Source organism: Exiguobacterium sp. s181 (assembly GCF_018617125.1).
Taxonomy (GTDB): domain Bacteria; phylum Bacillota; class Bacilli; order Exiguobacteriales; family Exiguobacteriaceae; genus Exiguobacterium; species Exiguobacterium profundum.
Genome location: NZ_JACSJM010000009.1, coordinates 20,802 through 36,744, shown reverse-complemented (window position 1 = coordinate 36,744; position 15,943 = coordinate 20,802). Strand labels below are relative to the sequence as shown.

Below are 15,943 nucleotides of genomic sequence, written 5' to 3'. Positions count from 1 at the left end.
TTGAGGCTCTCCCTGCGGTCGCCCTTGCACCGTCTCCCGACGCTCGCTTCGTTCCCGTCAACAGGACGCACAACGGTGTTCGTTCTGAGCTCGGCTTATCCGAAAGGGGACAAACCATCATGGAACTTACATCCATCATCGAGGTCATTCGTATCAAACAAGAGATTCGCGAGGAGATGGTCGCTCTCGAGCACGCCATCATCCAATCACCGGACAGTGCCCGACAAATCGGTTCCTCGTTCATCGGGGACGACGACCGTGAAGTGTTCCTCGTCATCATGCTCAACACAAAGAACCGGGTCATCGGCGTCCACCGGGCACACGTCGGGAGCGTCAACTCGAGTGTCGTCCACCCACGGGAGGTCTTCAAATGCGCCATCTTGAACAACGCCTCGTGCCTCATCGTCTGTCATCAGCACCCGAGCGGGGACCCGACGCCGAGCCGGGAGGACATCCTCGTCTCCGAACGGTTACATGAGGCGGGGGACCTCATCGGCATCCCGGTGCTCGACCATCTCATCCTCGGAGCGGCCGAGTCGTACGTCAGCATGAAACAGCGAGGTTACATGGGTTGAACGGAATGGAGTGGGGCCGGGGGACCGGTCCCGGTCCGTCCGGTAAGGACAAGGAAGAAAAACGTACGTTTTTCTTTGACTGGATGGGCGACTCGCGTTGCTCTCGCCTGGATCCATAGAGCGGGATCCGGAAAAGGGTCGTTTTCGCATGACGAAAACGCGATGGTTCGTGTGTGAAGGTTGGACGTTGTTTTGGTCTGTCTCGTAAGAAGACTATTTGATGAAATGACAGAAGTGAAAACACGGTTTGTTTATTGAAAATGAGCATGTTTTCTAAACAAGCCCTAGGGCTTGTTTGAAACAACACCAGGGCTTACGTGAAATATCCTGAGATGTTGCTTACGTGGATGCGAGGTATCATGAGGCTATCAACAGGAGAGGATGATTCAGGAGGACAGCTACCAACTAGATCAACAGACGATGGACGAGATGACGGAGGTATTACTTCGACGCCTTCCTGACCGGCTCCAAGAAGATTTTGACGACTTAAAACTTGTGAGCATGGATCTTCTTTGTGATGTGAAGGAAGGAGAACGCTTGACCCACCTCACCGTCTTTTTCAATACCAATATGATTCGACGGAATCGTCGTACATAAGAACAAAAATATTTGTATACATGTATACATGTAGATTTGTATACGCGTATACATGTATACATTTTTTAAAGTCGTCATTTCTGTAGTTTCATGAACAAGGACTGAACTGGCTCTGGACGGGGAATCGTTCTATAGCGAAGCGGAAGGGGGGAGACGTGATGGATGAGGGGCTGCTTGATGACTATGCGTTCGCTGGATTGGATCCGTTCGTCCGGACGGTGTTCTCGGAACTGATGGAACATCCCGAATGGATGCGTGTCGTCGACAGGGAACATTGCGTCGAGAAGGTCGTCCGGTTCGATGACGGACGGAACTCGCCTTACTTCCGGGTGCTGATCTATCTGGATGCAGAAGAGCGTCCGATCAAGAAAGTGTATCTATACGGGACATGGGTGGTGGCGGATGGAGAAGTCAGCTTCGTCGTCTCAGAGCTATCCAAGGGTGTATTCGAATATGAAGTGATGCATGTCCATTGGCTCATCAAGTATCGGTTCAAAGATTGGGGCGTGTCTGAAGACGGGGCATGGGAGAAGGAATGGTGATCCGGGCTCATGCGTGAGCGTCTAACGCCAGGAGGCGAAGTCGCTCATCGCACCGCTGCCTCCCTGACGGCCCGATAACAAGAGCTGCTTTAAAACGCATCTCTATGTTCCTGGCCCTTTCTAACGGGAGGCACGGAGCGTAAGGGCAACGTCAAAAGCAAGAGCGTGGGCGCGTCTAACGCCACGCGGAGTGGCATTCGAATCTAGGACAGGCCCAAATCGCGGACGCAATTCTCGACAGGATCGTACACGACTCCTATAAAATCCTGGTCGATGGCGAAACCTCAATGAGGGAACACCACGGGCTAGGGATAAGCTAAGATCTTGGCCATCGATGAGTCGATGGCCTTTTTCTTCATATTGACTCGCTCAGTCGTCCGCACTAGTGGCTCTCTGTATCCGCAATACTCAGCAGGACAAAAAACGCATCCTTCGAGTTTTTGAGGATGCGTTTGAGCAATGTGACTCTATTTGACTCGCGTTTATATTCCTACATATAAGCATACAACTGATGGTAGTTTCCAAGGTGGAGCGACGGAATGGACGTATCAGACATTGGAGCGGAAAGGATATATCATAAAATTGGTATTTTTCGAGCATATATCACAAGGTTGATGTTGTCGCGCGATTCAATAAAAACGAGTTTTTTCATCATGGATTAGCTCGTCTATATTATTAATTGTAATAATTAAAATTTATTATTTTACTAATATTTCGTTTTTGGGCATAGAATGATAGCTTCTTGCTGTCGTATGTGAATATATAAAGTATTTACCGGGCTCTTCAAAAATATAAGAAATTACATACAGTCCGTCTTGTTGATAATTGGCTTCAATTTTTTCGTGTTGGCTTTCCTCTTGGCCTTCTTTCCATATCTCGAATTCAACTTTATCCGCATCGTCTACTTTCTCGTTTCCTTGAGAAACAGTTGCTATAAGTTCAATAACTTCGTTTGCTTTTACTATTTCAGGATCTGTTTTAAATTGTACATCAATTAATTCTGGAATCACTTCAGGTCCATTATTGCTTACTGTACTTCCACAACCAGATAATACTAACAAAACAATCAACAGTGAAAAAAACCTTGCCATCTTTTTTCTCTCCTTTAAACGATTTAATATTAACATACACGAAAATGTGATGTATTGATTATTACATTAAAAGTGACCTGATCATGCAATCTTATTAGCTATCGAGCATAGACCCCATGTCACTTTTAAGGTTCAAGACTTTATAGAGCGTCGTATGCTCGATTGGTTTACTTTTCTATATAAAAAATAAAGAAATGTACATTTTATATATTAAGTTCAATTTTATATATTAAGTTCAAAAGATATTAATTGAACTTAATCCAAAAAGTTGGATCATGAAATAGATCATCTGGTGACTTCGACAACCTAGGTTTGAATTTGGACCTTCATATCCGTAAATTTCTCATCGACCGTTAGACACGGCCTTAGTAACCTAAGGTTCGTCTCGACGTATATTGCCAGTTGAAGGTCATCAAAGGAGAGAAGAGTCTGTACTTCAAGATTGAATCGATTAAAGATTGTCTACCCATCCATATCGTTTTTAATATCTACATAGTGAATGTGTATGTCGCACCTGAGATTGTATTCCCCAGGCACTCGTAGGGGGGTGGGGGCACGAACGAAAGCTCATCCTAACTTTCTGAAGTTTTTCTTGCGAGTCAGTTAGCGTTTGGTCACCGAGACTTTAAAAGCTTTCGGACATAAAAATCGCCCCATAAAAATTAGATTATCAGGTCCAACTTTTACGGGGCATCTAATATTCTGTGGTCTAAATATTAAGTGATTTACTGAAGTAATTATATAGTGTTAAACAATTTCGCCTCTGAAATTCAGAAAAATTGGGATGGGTTGACTGTATTCCCTGCACTTGTAGCTGAGTACGAATAGTTTCCTCGATGGACTTCAAAGTGTAAATGAGAACCGGTCGAATTTCCGGTACTCCCCATCGCACCGATGTTCTGTCCTCGGGTCACACGTTGTCCGGCGGAAACGGACAATGAGCTCATGTGAGCATAAAGGGTAGTCCAAACTTGACCGCCTATGACATGCGTAATGATGACATGATTTCCATAAGGTCCACCCCAGCCTGCTCGAGTTACAGTTCCTGTTTGAGCAGCCATAATAGGAGTTCCTACTGGTCCAGCTGTATCTAGTGCATTATGGAAGCTGTAGCCATTGGCCCCGCCTGCTGGACCCCATCCTTGGGTTACGATACCTGAGGTTGGACGTTGAAAAACTCCGCCACTTGTTGGAGAAGCGAGTGAATCCGTAGTCTTTGAAGTGTTTACCACTTTCTCAGAGTTTGGTGATTTTTCGAGAGAGGCTTTATTCTCGCTGATTTCATTTTTTTCGGCACTTTTTGCTTCTGCAGCTTTACGCGCAGCCTCTTTGGTACGAATTTTAGCTTGTTCTTCAAGCCTTTGGGCTTCAATCTCTGCTTGAATTGATTTTTCTTGTTCTTGAAGCGTCGATTCCATTTGTTGCAAGCTTACCAATTTAGATGTGAACTGGATTTTTTCGGCCTCTAATTTTTTTATTTGAGCAGCCCGCACTTTAATTTTGCCGTTCAATTTTTTCTGACTATTCTCTAGCTCTTCTTTTTGACTAATAAGCTTATCTTTTTCAGTGTCCAATTCAGCTTTAGCAATTTGAAGCTTATTTTTTGTTGATTGATATTCTTTGAAAAGTTCTTGATCATTTTCTTGAATCGTCCCTGCGGTGATCATGCGTGAAACCAGATCACCAAAGTCTTTTGAACCAAAAATAAATTCAGCCCAGTTTATAGAAGAACCACCGTTTTTTTGCATCGTGACCATGCGTTCTTCCATCAATGTCTTTTGAGAGCTCATTTTTTTCTGGAATTCTTTAATTTGAGTTTGAATCTGAGCAATTTTCTTTTGGGTTGTCCGAATTTCAGCCTTCTTCTGGGTGACCTCATTGATAATATCCTGTAACTCGGATTCCAAGTCATTCAGTTTCTGTTCTTCGAGTGTGATATCTTGTTCACGCTGCTGAATTGACGTATTAGCTTTACGTTGCTCTGTAGAATTTTGCGCTTGCTTCTGCTGGATATTTTTTTGTTTTTCAGTCAAGTTTAAAGCGTAAGAAGGGGATGCGCTTTGAACTAACATAACACCAAGTAAAGTTGAAGCTATAATTTTTTTCATGGTAAACAATGTTGTTGCCTCCGTAACTTATCTCTATTATAAAAAATGCGTTGCTGGATAAAAGTATTCGTATCATGATTAAAACTCGAACCGGAATCATTGTATCAATATTACTTCACCATCTATATTTCTATTTCTTTTCATTTCTATGTCAGTTGTTCTTTTGAGTTTATTGTCATTCGAGTATATCAAGAGAAATACTTATAATGCCATTTTGATGAGGAAATGAATGATGACCACTGAATTTAGGACATTTTGTCTCAAATTCAGTGGTCAAATCGTTTGTTAGTATTTGTTTGGTGTTTATTTAGTAGTAACTCTTCATAAATTTATCAATTCCTTTGGCGGTTGCTTTGATCATGTTACTTCCCGACATATAGGAGCGATCTACTGAGTTAGCAATAAAGCCATATTCGATGAGAGTAGAAGGTACCGTGTTTCTTCCTACCACATAGACATCTTGTCGCTTAACGCCTCGATTTTTTAAATCTGGAACGTTCATGGCGATTTCTTGATTAATTACTTCACCTAATCTGCGGCTAGCGTTCGCATATGGATTTGTGGTGTACGCGCTAGAAGTAGGGACGAGTGCTTCATGACCTGTAGCGAAAGAAGGTGAAGAATTAATGTGGACGCTTATGAAAGCGTCAGCATCAAGCCTTTCTGATAGATTGGTCCGCTCAACAAGTGACAAGTATCTATCATTTGAGCGCGTTAGTTTCACTTCATAAAGCTCATAGTTTTTCTTTAGTTCGTCGGCCACACGATTAGCAATGTTTAGGGTGAGTACTTTTTCTTGAACTGTACCGTTTGAAGTCACTGCACCAGCATCTCCCCCACCGTGTCCAGCGTCAATTAAAATCACGTGTTTGTTAGCTGGAATCACCGGTGATTTTATAGGAGTTTTTCCGGTAAATGGTTGCACAAAACCAGATGATACGTAACCGACTTGATTGTTATATCGCACCTTGTACCAACTGGCGCTTTTCGATATGACAGAAATCGAAGTGCCTGAGGGAATTGTTGTCAAAATAGATCCGTAACGACTCGCTTGGTTACGTAAATTAAGATTTTCGATAGTAATATATGTTGGATAAGTGGATAAAGAATCCCCCGGTGCCACTTGCACTATATAATGTCGAGCAGGTGTGAATCCTGTAATACCGTTATACATAACTTTTAACCAAGAACCCGTTGTGCCCGATTTTCCTAGTACAGTCACTTCAGTAGATGCTGGAATCGTAATAAGGACCTTTGAGTTCACTAAAGACATGCTTGAGCGAATCTCGGTCGTTTGCTTACTTCGTGACTTCATAGCCGAGGGCGATATGGTTACATACTGACTTGCCACATAGCCTTGAGTCCCATTGTATGATACTTTATACCAAGGGCCTGAGGCAGCATGGTACATTAGTGGGCTGGACTTTGGGATAGTCATTAAAACGGGTGATTTGACAGATGGGCCCTTACGCAGATTTAGTGAAGTTTTAGTTTTATATATTGTGTTTATTGAACTGACTGAATTTTTAGGTATAGGTTTTGGCGTCACGTACTTCGTTGAGACATAACCGATTTTTGAATTAAATGAAACTTTAAACCAGGATTTATCTTCTCCATATACACCTATCTTCTTAATGGTTTTTCCTTTTGGAATCGTCAAAAGGACTTTGCTTTTTGAAGAGAACGAGGAACGCAAATTCAAATTTTCAGTTGTTATGAATAGAGATTCCTCTGCATGTACGACGTTTAGGACGTTAACACTAGTTAAAAGCTTAAAGGGATAGAAAAAAGAAGTTAATAAAGCCAAGGAAATTACTAAGCTTATTCGAAATTTATGTTTAGACTTCATAATAGACTCCTCATATGTAGTTTTTTTGGTTGTAAAGACCCATGAATGGTTTTTTACTATCTGTATGGTACTTATCCTTTAAATATTAGTCATTCTATGCAACGATTATTGGCTTTCGTCTATCTACAGTTAAAAGTTTTCTTGCCCTGTTTTAAAATGCACTATTATTAAGGGGAATAGACGTATTTTAAGAAATAAATTGGCCCTCCTTTCATCTGCATAAAAGTTTAGTTGCATGAATGTGTTAGAATGTAACTTGTTTGACTCATAGATTTCGTTTTTAGAAGTCCATGGATTCAATGTTGAAAAACTAAGGATACTCTAGTATTTTTAGCTATAATTCTGATAAAAGAAATAACGAATTTATAAAAGAGGTGAATTGTTTTGAAAACTAATCAACTATTGACTATTTTTACATCCGTATTAGTAATTGCAGTCTTAGCTTTTTTATTTTTAAATGATCAAAGTTCCGAAAAATCAAAGACTAAAATTGTTCAAGATGAAAAGATATCAGTTAATAATCAACCTACAATAGGTAAAAAGGAAGCGCCGATATCAATTGTAGAATTCGGAGACTATAAATGCCCTTCGTGTAAAGAGTGGGGTGAAACAATCTATCCTCAACTTGTAAAAGATTACATTGAAAGTGGGAAAGCTTCCTTTAGTTACATTAATGTTTTGTTTCACGGAGATGAGTCCACTTTAGCTGCCCTTGCATCAGAATCTGTTTACAAAAATCACCCAGAATCATTTTGGCAATTTCACAAAGCTATTTATGAAGCTCAACCTGACGTGCAAATACACGATAATCCATGGGTTACGGTGGAGAAAATGGAAGAGATTGCGACGAAGACTGTCCCTTCTCTAGATTTAAATAAATTTAGAGAAGACCTATCAAGTCGTTCTTCTAGATTAGAATCAGTTAAAATGGATGCGGCGCTCGTAGAAAAATACAATGTTACACTGACCCCGACGATTGCAGTTAATGGGGTCATCCTTGAAAATCCATTCGACTATACCTCTATAAAAAAACAAATTGAAAAGGAGCTAACCCAATGAGCGCTTCAGTAATAAACCGATATGGACTGTACCTCGCCTGGGTTGTTTCAATTACTGCAGTACTTGGAAGTCTATATTTTAGCGAAATTCGTGGTTTTATACCTTGTGAACTCTGTTGGATTCAACGTATCTTTATGTACCCAATAGCTTTGATTCTTGCAATTGCAGTTTTCAGAGAAGATAGCTCAATCAAATTTTATGTTCTCCCTTTATCAATAATCGGATTCTGTATCTCTTTTTACCACTATCTTGTACAAAAGGTGCCCGGCTTTTCGGAAGTCAGACCATGTGAACAAGGAGTTTCCTGTAATGCACAGTACATTGACTGGATGGGTTTTATCACAATTCCGTTTTTAGCGTTGACCGCCTTTTTTCTGATTACAGTCATTCTTGGACGAATCAGTACCAAACAGTAGTTTTTGATTTGGATTTGAAAAATGAAGAACTAATTGTATCAAATTGGTATGCTTACTAAAAAACAGCTTTGATTTAGAAAAACATGAAAAGCTTTTTGAAGTTGGAAAATAGATTAGACAATACCCAGTAAATAATTCAATTGACGTTTTCTTAAAACGTTAGTGTACTATATTGATTTTTTGAAAAAGCGTGACTACCTATCGAGTATGAGATCTAACTAGCTCTCTAATAGGTAGTTTTTGTATGGCTAAAAATAAGAAATAATCGCAAAACCAGAGAAAGTATCTCAAATCTTCAAGTATGTAGAGCTGATAGAATAAATGTTTTTTAAATTAAGTGTTGACGGCACAGCAAAAGTCTAATAGGTTATATATGAACATATGAACATGTATAGTTATCATGAGCGGAGGTACTGACTTATGGATGAACCGATTGAAGATACTACAGAAAATGAAATAGAAATAGGGGCGCAGATTGACGATGAGACTCTATTTATTGTATCTCAGACGTTCAAGGCACTTAGTGACCCGACAAGAATTAAAATATTAACCCTGCTATGCACAAAGGAACATTCGGTCAACGGAATAGCTGATCTTCTTAACTTAAGTCAATCAAACGTGTCTCATCAGCTACGTTTTTTAAAAAATCTTCGACTTGTCAAGTTTAGAAGAGAAGGAACTACTCTATTTTATTCAGAAGATGATCACCATGTCATGAACTTACTAAGACAGGCGATTGAGCATGCGAAACACCACTAAATATAGTAAGGAGAGTTAATCTTATGGCACATAATCATGCACATGATCATTCTCATACCTCTAACAAAAAGATTTTGATCATTTCATTCTTTATTATTTCGGCATACATGGTTGTAGAGGCGATTGGAGGGTACCTTACAAATAGCTTAGCACTTTTAGCGGACGCAGGTCACATGCTTAGTGATGCGGCTTCGCTCGCTATTGCATTACTTGCCTTTAAATTAGGTGAACAAATAGCGAACAATCGTAAAACGTTCGGATATAGACGCTTCGAGATTCTAGCAGCTGTTTTAAACGGGGTCACACTCATACTGATTTCCATATATATCTTTTATGAGGCCATCAATCGATTTATTCAACCACCTGAGGTCGCATCCGTAGGAATGTTAATTGTTAGCAGTATTGGCCTTGCTATAAACCTTCTTGTTGGATGGATTATGTTAAGAGGTGCAGACGTAGAACATAATTTGAATATGCGAGGTGCTTATCTACATGTTGTAAGCGATACGTTGGGTTCAGTCGGTGCAATACTGGCAGCGCTTCTTATCATGGCATTTGGATGGAACTGGGCAGATCCGCTCGCAGGAATCATTGTATCGGGACTTGTTTTACGAAGTGGTTATTTCGTGACGAAATCCGGATTGAACGTATTAATGGAAGGTGCACCACAAAACGTTGATGTCGAAAAGGTTCTTCAAGTCATTCACAACAAGGAGGGGGTACGGAGTATACACGACTTTCATCTTTGGAGTATCACAAGTGGAATGAATGCACTCTCATGTCATGTTGTCGTTGATGGTAATTTACAAATCTATGACAGTGAGAATCTACTTCAAGAAATTGAACACGATTTAGCACATCTGAACGTTCAACACTCTACGATTCAATTCGAAACTCTTTCTCATCCTCACAGCGATGAATTGCTTTGCAAACTGAAGGTAGGGGAAGTAGTACATCAACATTAAAAAAATCACCTGTTGAGTAGGATTGACAATCAAGAGGAGGAGACAGCAATGCTGATTTTGGATAATAGTTACTTAATTTTGAGCATGTATAGAAACTCGATTTTTGGCAACGGAGTTTTGATAGATGATTGAATATATTTCTTCGTTAGAACCCCTTACTCAAGCATTGCTGGGTACTTTATTCACTTGGGGGATGACGGCGCTTGGTGCCGCGTTAGTGTTTATGACAAAATCAATGAATCAAAAGCTAATGGATGGGATGCTCGGTTTTGCTGGAGGAGTAATGATTGCCGCTAGTTTTTGGTCATTACTCTCACCTGCAATTGAGATGGCGGAACAAGATTCTCTTCCGGCGTGGTTACCAGCTGCAATCGGTTTCTTACTTGGAGGATTCTTTTTATCAGGTGTTGATAAAGTGATTCCACATCTGCATCCCACTTCACCGATGGATGAGGCTGAGGGTATAAACCCTAAGAAGAGAAGGCGGAGCACGTTACTGGTGTTAGCAATAACATTGCATAATATTCCAGAGGGACTTGCCATAGGCGTTGCATTTGGAGCAGTTGCAGCAGGATTCCCTTCATCATCAATCACGGGAGCTATCGCGCTGGCAATCGGAATCGGCATACAAAATTTCCCTGAGGGTGCTGCTGTGTCAATGCCATTGAGACGAGATGGATTATCTCGTCGTAAAAGTTTTTTCTATGGCCAGTTATCTGGTATGGTTGAACCGTTCGCGGCGTTGGTAGGAGTAGTAGCAGTACTCATAATGGAGCCTTTACTTCCGTTTGCGCTAAGCTTTGCTGCAGGAGCAATGATTTTTGTTGTAGTGGAGGAGGTAGTCCCAGGATCTCAAGAAAATGGAAACAAGGACTTGGCTTCTGTTTGTTTAATGTTTGGCTTTACAATCATGATGATTTTAGATGTGGCTTTAGGCTAAAATAATTATTTTTTTAATGGTTATCACTTTATTTTTTGACTGATATATATTCAAGATACTAACTATATTCGGAAGTGTAAATAATGAGCCTTAATTATATTTACTTTCAGTCGGTATTTTTACTGTTGGATAAATAAAAATACTAGAAGAAAAAATATAAAACCTCTTGCCCTGGCAATTAAAATCGTGGAGTTATCTATTTCATTCTGAAATTTCCTGAAAATTTTGGGGGTGATTTTGATAGAGAAGGAAAGCAAATTCGGAATTCAAGTGCTAGAGAAGGTGGAAGCCCACCAAGTCAGTATATACATCATTTTTTTGATGTTGGCAGTAATCTTTGGTCTATTGAATACAGAAGCTGTATATCTCGATATTTTTATTTCTCCCCTTTTAGGAGTTTTGATGTATGGGATGTTCGTTCAAATTCCGTTTCTGAAATCGAATGGATCTGCTACAAACATGAGGTTTGTGGTAGCTCTTTTATTAGGAAATTTTGTTGCCGTTCCTTTAATAGTTTAGGTTTTGGTTATCATATTTCTTCAAGATTCATCACTGATGCTGGGGGTGTATTTGGTGTTGTTAACACCGTGCATCGACTATGTGATTGTTTTTACAAAGATGGGAAAGGGAAACGAATCAATATTGTTAAAAGTAACACCGATTCTTTTAATTTTACAGACGATACTCTTACCCATATATTTATTCGTATTATTAGGAGAAAAGGCTATTAGTATCGTTAGGATGGGTCCATTTCTAGATGCATTTCTATTTTTGATTTTTATACCGCTTCTATTAGCGATAATGACACAATTGTGTTCTAAAAAGAGTTCTTTAGGTAATCGTATCATGAAAATGCCGCCATGGATTCCCGTTCCATTTATGTCTTTTGTACTTTTTGTGGTAGTTGCCTCTCAAATTAGGGAAGTGTATAGTGACCTCGGGACATTAATAGATGTAATACCAGTTTATATTTTATTTCTACTTATCATACCATGGGTGTCAAAGTCCCTTGGTAAGTTGTTCAAACTAGATATTGCTTCAAGAAGAGCAATTACATTTAGTATGGGAACAAGGAATTCACTTGTAGTTCTTCCATTAGCATCTATATTACCAGAGCCCCTATCAACACAAGTAGCTGTAGTGATCATTTTACAGACCGTTACCGAATTGTTCGGAGAAGTCTTATATATAAAATTAGTGCCTAAATGGTTCTAACAAATTAGATACATGTATTTAATTTCGCTTTCAAAAATTACGTCCTTCGATTGTTTATTAAAATATTAAGAACTGCGCTTAAGTTCTCAAGTATGCGTTGTTTACAATCAATAGGCAAAGAAATTTATTATATTGCAGAACGCTAGAGACCAGTATTATTCTAACAACTAACCTTTTTAAGGATGGACTACCAAGTGAGGAGAGATCGAACAATGGCGAGTACTGATAAGGCATCAAAAAATATCAAACTAGCATTTATAATTAATCTTGTTTTCTCGATTGGTGAATTTATCGGGGGATTTTTGATTAATAGTGTTGCAATCATGTCGGACGCCATTCACGATTTAGGTGATGCTCTTGCATTGGGCCTGTCCTGGTTCTTACAAAAATTTTCGAACAAAAAACCCGATCATAACTTCACTTTTGGATATAATCGTTTTTCCCTTTTAGGAGCATTAATAAATGCGACAATATTAATAATTGGATCTGTATATATTTTTACTCAAGCAATTCCTCTACTGTTTGAACCGGAGCATTCTAATGCACAAGGAATGATTTGGTTTGCAATTTTTGGTGTGCTTTTAAATGGTTTTGCGGCATTCCGTCTACACAAAGGAAAATCAGTAAATGAGGGAGTACTATCTTGGCACCTTTTAGAAGATGTTTTAGGTTGGATTGCCGTTCTTGTAGTAGGGATAGTTTTACTCTTCAAGGATATACATATACTTGACCCCATCCTATCAATTGCTATTGCGTTGTTTATATTAGTGAATGTGTTTCGTAATTTAGTTAAAACAATGAAAATACTTTTAGGTGCTGTCCCTGATGGTATTGACATCGATGAGGTGAAGCAAAAGATTGAAGGTATTGAAGAAGTGATTTCTGTTCAAAACCTATATGTCTGGTCAATTGATGGCGAAGATAACGCCATGAATTTACACTTAATAGTAGAAGAGATGAATCTAAAGGATTCAACTATTGTTAAACAAAAAGTCAAAGAAGTGACTTCAAAACTAGATATTAAACATTCTACAATAGAGTTAGAATCAAAAAAACACAACTAAAGAAATAAGTCATCCTTGCACCAAATCCACACTGAGGTTCGACATATGAGTAAAAATTCTATACTTCATACCGTCTGATACCAATAAATACTTTTCTACGTGCAAGGAAACTGAATATCGAATGAGGGTATATTTAGAAACCCCCTCATTCGTTTTTTTTTTGAACACTATCGAAATTTCGTCTCTTAAAATAGGATGTATTCGAATGAATGAATGATTCCAAAACGAACGTTCAAATATTTAGATTTAATTGTCATAGTTTAGTAGACCTATCGACCGGATTTTCTTTCCATACTTCGGAGAATATTCCGGTCAATGAATAAGGTTCGGCCTCGATTAAAACTGTCTGATGATAAAAAAGCTGACAATGAAACCTAAAAAGATGACTCGGGAACAATACCGAAGTCATCTTAAAGCCGTCTTAAAAAACAGAGATCATTTATTTTTATCATACCCAGTACAAATTCGAGGATATAAAAATGAATATTTTTGTTTTTTTATTCTTTGACATTCATCAGTCTTAAACTGTTCAGTGCTACCAGAAGAGTTGCCCCCATATCGGACATAATAGCTATCCATAGGGTGAGCCAGCCCGGGATGACCAAGAGTAATGCAATCGCTTTGATACTGATAGCGAACGCGATGTTCACTTTGATAATATTTAGGGATTTTCGGCTCAATTTTATCGTAAACGGTAGTTTGCTCAAATCGTCGCCCATCAGGGCGACATCTGCTGTTTCCAAAGCGGTATCCGTTCCAGCACCACCCATGGCAATTCCAACAGTAGAGGCAGCGAGTGCCGGAGCGTCATTTACGCCGTCCCCGACCATCGCGACATTGTCGTACTCAGCTCGCAAGCGTTTAATGACATTTAATTTATCCTCTGGCATCAATTCTGCCTGGATTTCGTTGACGCCAACTTGCTGGCCGATAGCTTTGCCTGTCCCTTTGTTGTCACCCGTCAGCATAATTGTCTTTTTAATACCCATATCATGTAGTTTCCGGATGATTTCTTTGCTGGATTCCCGGACTTCGTCGGCTACGGCGATAACCGCCAATATGCTTTGTTTCGTTCCGATAATCATCGAAGTCTTACCTTGCTGTTGCAGAGCCGTTACGGTTTGGTCCAGATTATTATCAATACTTTCAACACCTAGCTCGTTAAAGAGAAGCGGGCTTCCGATAAAGTAGGTGGTGCCGTCTATCGTTCCTTTAATGCCTTTTCCTGTGATGGAAGAGAAGTCCTCAACTCTGATAGAGGTGTAAGGTATGTTTTCCTCGTCCGCTTTTTTCATGATGGCAGAGGCCAACGGATGCTGAGAACGATATTCCAATGCCGTCACGATAGAAAGCAGTTCTCTCTCGTTTACCTGCTTGTTCGTGATTTTAAAGTCTGTGACGACAGGTACACCTTTGGTCAGGGTACCGGTTTTGTCAAATGCAATAGCTTTCAGCGCGCCCATTTCTTCCAGGTATACGCCGCCTTTAATCAAGACCCCTTTTTTGGCAGCATTACCGATGGCGGAAACAATCGAAATCGGCGTCGAAATGACTAAGGCACACGGGCAACCCACTATTAGAACCGCCAATCCTTGATAGACCCAGGTTTCCCAGCTGGCATCTCACGTGCGGCCTATTACAAATGGTTGAACCGCACCGTATCGGTGCGTCAAGAAGAGAACGAGAAGCTCCTGGAGGACATTCGTCTACTCTATGACCAGGCGAACCGTACATACGGCTACCGTCGGGTCACGATGACAATCAATCGGCTACGCAGGCAACAAGGTCTGTCCACGTTCAATGAAAAGCAAGTCTATCGCCTGATGCATATCCATGGGATCCAATCGATCATCCGCGGGAAGCGGAAGAGACATAAGAAGTCGATGCCACAGCATGTGGCCGAGAACCTGATGAACCGAGAATTCGGTGCGTCTCGGCCGGACGAGAAATGGTGCACCGACGTCACCGAGTTCAAATATGGTACCGGGAAGAAGGCGTATCTGAGCGCGATCATCGACCTGTACGACGGATCGATCGTCGCCTATCGTATCGGAAGGTCCAACAACAACGGGATCGTCTTCCAGACGATGATGCCAGCCATCGCGGGGCTCCGTCCAGGAGCGCGTCCGATGATCCATAGTGACCGAGGGCTCCAATATACCTCGAGAGGGTTCAAACGTATGGTGAAAGACGCAGGACTAATCGGCAACATGTCCTGAGTTGGTCGTTGTCTCGACAACGCCCCGATCGAGAGTTTTTGGGGCACTTTGAAAGTCGAGATGTACTACTTGCGTGAGTTCCAGGTCTATAGCGAACTCACGTCGGCCATCGAGACCTACATATCGTTCTACAACCATGGTCTACTCTAGAAACGACTAAACGGCTTGAGCCCTGTCGAATACAGGTCTCAAGCCGTTTAGATTGGTTTTCATTATTTGCCCTGTCTACTTGACGGGGAGCGGTTCAAATCGCAAAGGGCGATTTGGTTTGTCAATAGCCTGACTAATCGGGCGAATGGTGTTTTTGTGTTCAAAAATGAGACCATACCCTTATTCTTCTCCCGATTTTTTTGAAGTTTTCCCACCGTCTGCTTGCATGTTTTACGCGGTCTATATCCAATTGCTTGAATCTTATCGAATGTATAGGTCACTTTTTACTTGATAATTGGGAGCAATGATTTTCTTTTTTTGCGGCAATGGCTAATCTTACACGGGAATTGCGATTGTCTACATTCTGTTTTATGGCGTGGTAGACTTCTCCGTC

At 40.5% G+C, this 15,943-nt stretch carries 12 protein-coding genes and 4 pseudogenes; 12 read left to right on the top strand and 4 right to left on the bottom strand.

The genetic code is table 11. The features are described from left to right. From radC to KNO70_RS15715, 4 genes and pseudogenes are all read left to right on the top strand, one after another. Nucleotides 1-575, top strand: a 575-nt coding sequence (gene radC, locus KNO70_RS15730; protein ID WP_371816109.1) for a RadC family protein, incomplete at its 5' end; no start/stop codon positions are given. A 381-nt stretch (nucleotides 576-956) separates the two neighbouring features. Continuing rightward, the gene (locus tag KNO70_RS15725) at nucleotides 957-1,172 is read left to right on the top strand and encodes a hypothetical protein (protein WP_214689656.1); all 216 of its coding nucleotides are present in this window, start codon (nucleotides 957-959) and stop codon (nucleotides 1,170-1,172) included. A 158-nt stretch (nucleotides 1,173-1,330) separates the two neighbouring features. After that, complete coding sequence (locus KNO70_RS15720) at nucleotides 1,331-1,714, top strand: hypothetical protein (protein ID WP_214689658.1); 384 nt, start codon at nucleotides 1,331-1,333, stop codon at nucleotides 1,712-1,714. A 191-nt stretch (nucleotides 1,715-1,905) separates the two neighbouring features. Continuing rightward, a pseudogene (locus KNO70_RS15715) lies at nucleotides 1,906-2,034 on the top strand (ATP-binding protein); the annotation flags it as partial. A 378-nt stretch (nucleotides 2,035-2,412) separates the two neighbouring features. Here the strand turns inward: KNO70_RS15715 and KNO70_RS15710 are convergent. The 3 genes from KNO70_RS15710 to KNO70_RS15700 all read right to left on the bottom strand — a co-directional run bounded on the left by KNO70_RS15710 (nucleotide 2,413) and on the right by KNO70_RS15700 (nucleotide 6,762). Further along, a complete protein-coding gene (locus KNO70_RS15710) occupies nucleotides 2,413-2,805 on the bottom strand; it encodes a FixH family protein (RefSeq protein WP_029336184.1) in 393 nt (130 codons plus the stop codon). Nucleotides 2,806-3,575: 770 nt separating this feature from the next. Then, nucleotides 3,576-4,913: a murein hydrolase activator EnvC family protein gene (locus KNO70_RS15705; protein ID WP_029336183.1), complete on the bottom strand. Its 1,338-nt coding sequence runs from the start codon at nucleotides 4,911-4,913 to the stop codon at nucleotides 3,576-3,578. 307 nt (nucleotides 4,914-5,220) lie between these two features. After that, a complete protein-coding gene (locus tag KNO70_RS15700) occupies nucleotides 5,221-6,762 on the bottom strand; it encodes an N-acetylmuramoyl-L-alanine amidase (RefSeq protein WP_214689660.1) in 1,542 nt (513 codons plus the stop codon). A 384-nt stretch (nucleotides 6,763-7,146) separates the two neighbouring features. On the opposite strand from KNO70_RS15700, the gene KNO70_RS15695 reads away from it, so the two are divergent. From KNO70_RS15695 to KNO70_RS15665, 7 genes and pseudogenes are all read left to right on the top strand, one after another. Beyond that, complete coding sequence (locus tag KNO70_RS15695) at nucleotides 7,147-7,821, top strand: thioredoxin domain-containing protein (RefSeq protein ID WP_029595508.1); 675 nt, start codon at nucleotides 7,147-7,149, stop codon at nucleotides 7,819-7,821. Next, nucleotides 7,818-8,237, top strand: a complete 420-nt coding sequence (locus tag KNO70_RS15690) for a disulfide oxidoreductase (protein ID WP_029336179.1) — start codon at nucleotides 7,818-7,820, stop codon at nucleotides 8,235-8,237. Before KNO70_RS15695 ends, KNO70_RS15690 begins: the two co-directional genes overlap by 4 nt. A gap of 420 nt (nucleotides 8,238-8,657) precedes the next feature. Further along, the gene (locus KNO70_RS15685) at nucleotides 8,658-8,996 is read left to right on the top strand and encodes an ArsR/SmtB family transcription factor (protein ID WP_029336177.1); all 339 of its coding nucleotides are present in this window, start codon (nucleotides 8,658-8,660) and stop codon (nucleotides 8,994-8,996) included. A gap of 23 nt (nucleotides 8,997-9,019) precedes the next feature. Beyond that, nucleotides 9,020-9,961 (top strand): cation diffusion facilitator family transporter, encoded by a 942-nt coding sequence (locus tag KNO70_RS15680; protein WP_214689662.1) that lies wholly within the window; start codon nucleotides 9,020-9,022, stop codon nucleotides 9,959-9,961. Between the two features lie 124 nt (nucleotides 9,962-10,085). Then, a complete protein-coding gene (locus tag KNO70_RS15675; RefSeq protein ID WP_214689668.1) occupies nucleotides 10,086-10,901 on the top strand; it encodes a ZIP family metal transporter in 816 nt (271 codons plus the stop codon). A 321-nt stretch (nucleotides 10,902-11,222) separates the two neighbouring features. Continuing rightward, nucleotides 11,223-12,116, top strand: a pseudogene (locus KNO70_RS15670) (arsenic resistance protein). A gap of 212 nt (nucleotides 12,117-12,328) precedes the next feature. Continuing rightward, nucleotides 12,329-13,180: a cation diffusion facilitator family transporter gene (locus KNO70_RS15665; RefSeq protein WP_029336174.1), complete on the top strand. Its 852-nt coding sequence runs from the start codon at nucleotides 12,329-12,331 to the stop codon at nucleotides 13,178-13,180. Nucleotides 13,181-13,677: 497 nt separating this feature from the next. Here KNO70_RS15665 and KNO70_RS15660 read toward each other — a convergent pair. Continuing rightward, nucleotides 13,678-14,802 (bottom strand): annotated as a pseudogene (locus tag KNO70_RS15660) (heavy metal translocating P-type ATPase); the annotation flags it as partial. Between KNO70_RS15660 and KNO70_RS15655 the strand changes: the two are divergent. Next, nucleotides 14,794-15,549: pseudogene (locus KNO70_RS15655) on the top strand (IS3 family transposase); the annotation flags it as partial. The pseudogenes KNO70_RS15660 and KNO70_RS15655 overlap by 9 nt on opposite strands. Between the last annotated feature and the right edge of the window lie 394 nt (nucleotides 15,550-15,943).

Excerpts from the sequence above, each read along its gene's own strand:
- KNO70_RS15725 (WP_214689656.1), top strand. The coding sequence starts at position 957 with ATGATTCAGGAGGACAGCTACCAACTAGATCAACAGACGATGGACGAG.
- KNO70_RS15720 (WP_214689658.1), top strand. The coding sequence starts at position 1,331 with ATGGATGAGGGGCTGCTTGATGACTATGCGTTCGCTGGATTGGATCCG.
- KNO70_RS15710 (WP_029336184.1), bottom strand. The coding sequence starts at position 2,805 with ATGGCAAGGTTTTTTTCACTGTTGATTGTTTTGTTAGTATTATCTGGT.
- KNO70_RS15705 (WP_029336183.1), bottom strand. The coding sequence starts at position 4,913 with ATGAAAAAAATTATAGCTTCAACTTTACTTGGTGTTATGTTAGTTCAA.
- KNO70_RS15700 (WP_214689660.1), bottom strand. The coding sequence starts at position 6,762 with ATGAAGTCTAAACATAAATTTCGAATAAGCTTAGTAATTTCCTTGGCT.
- KNO70_RS15690 (WP_029336179.1), top strand. The coding sequence starts at position 7,818 with ATGAGCGCTTCAGTAATAAACCGATATGGACTGTACCTCGCCTGGGTT.
- KNO70_RS15685 (WP_029336177.1), top strand. The coding sequence starts at position 8,658 with ATGGATGAACCGATTGAAGATACTACAGAAAATGAAATAGAAATAGGG.
- KNO70_RS15680 (WP_214689662.1), top strand. The coding sequence starts at position 9,020 with ATGGCACATAATCATGCACATGATCATTCTCATACCTCTAACAAAAAG.
- KNO70_RS15675 (WP_214689668.1), top strand. The coding sequence starts at position 10,086 with ATGATTGAATATATTTCTTCGTTAGAACCCCTTACTCAAGCATTGCTG.
- KNO70_RS15665 (WP_029336174.1), top strand. The coding sequence starts at position 12,329 with ATGGCGAGTACTGATAAGGCATCAAAAAATATCAAACTAGCATTTATA.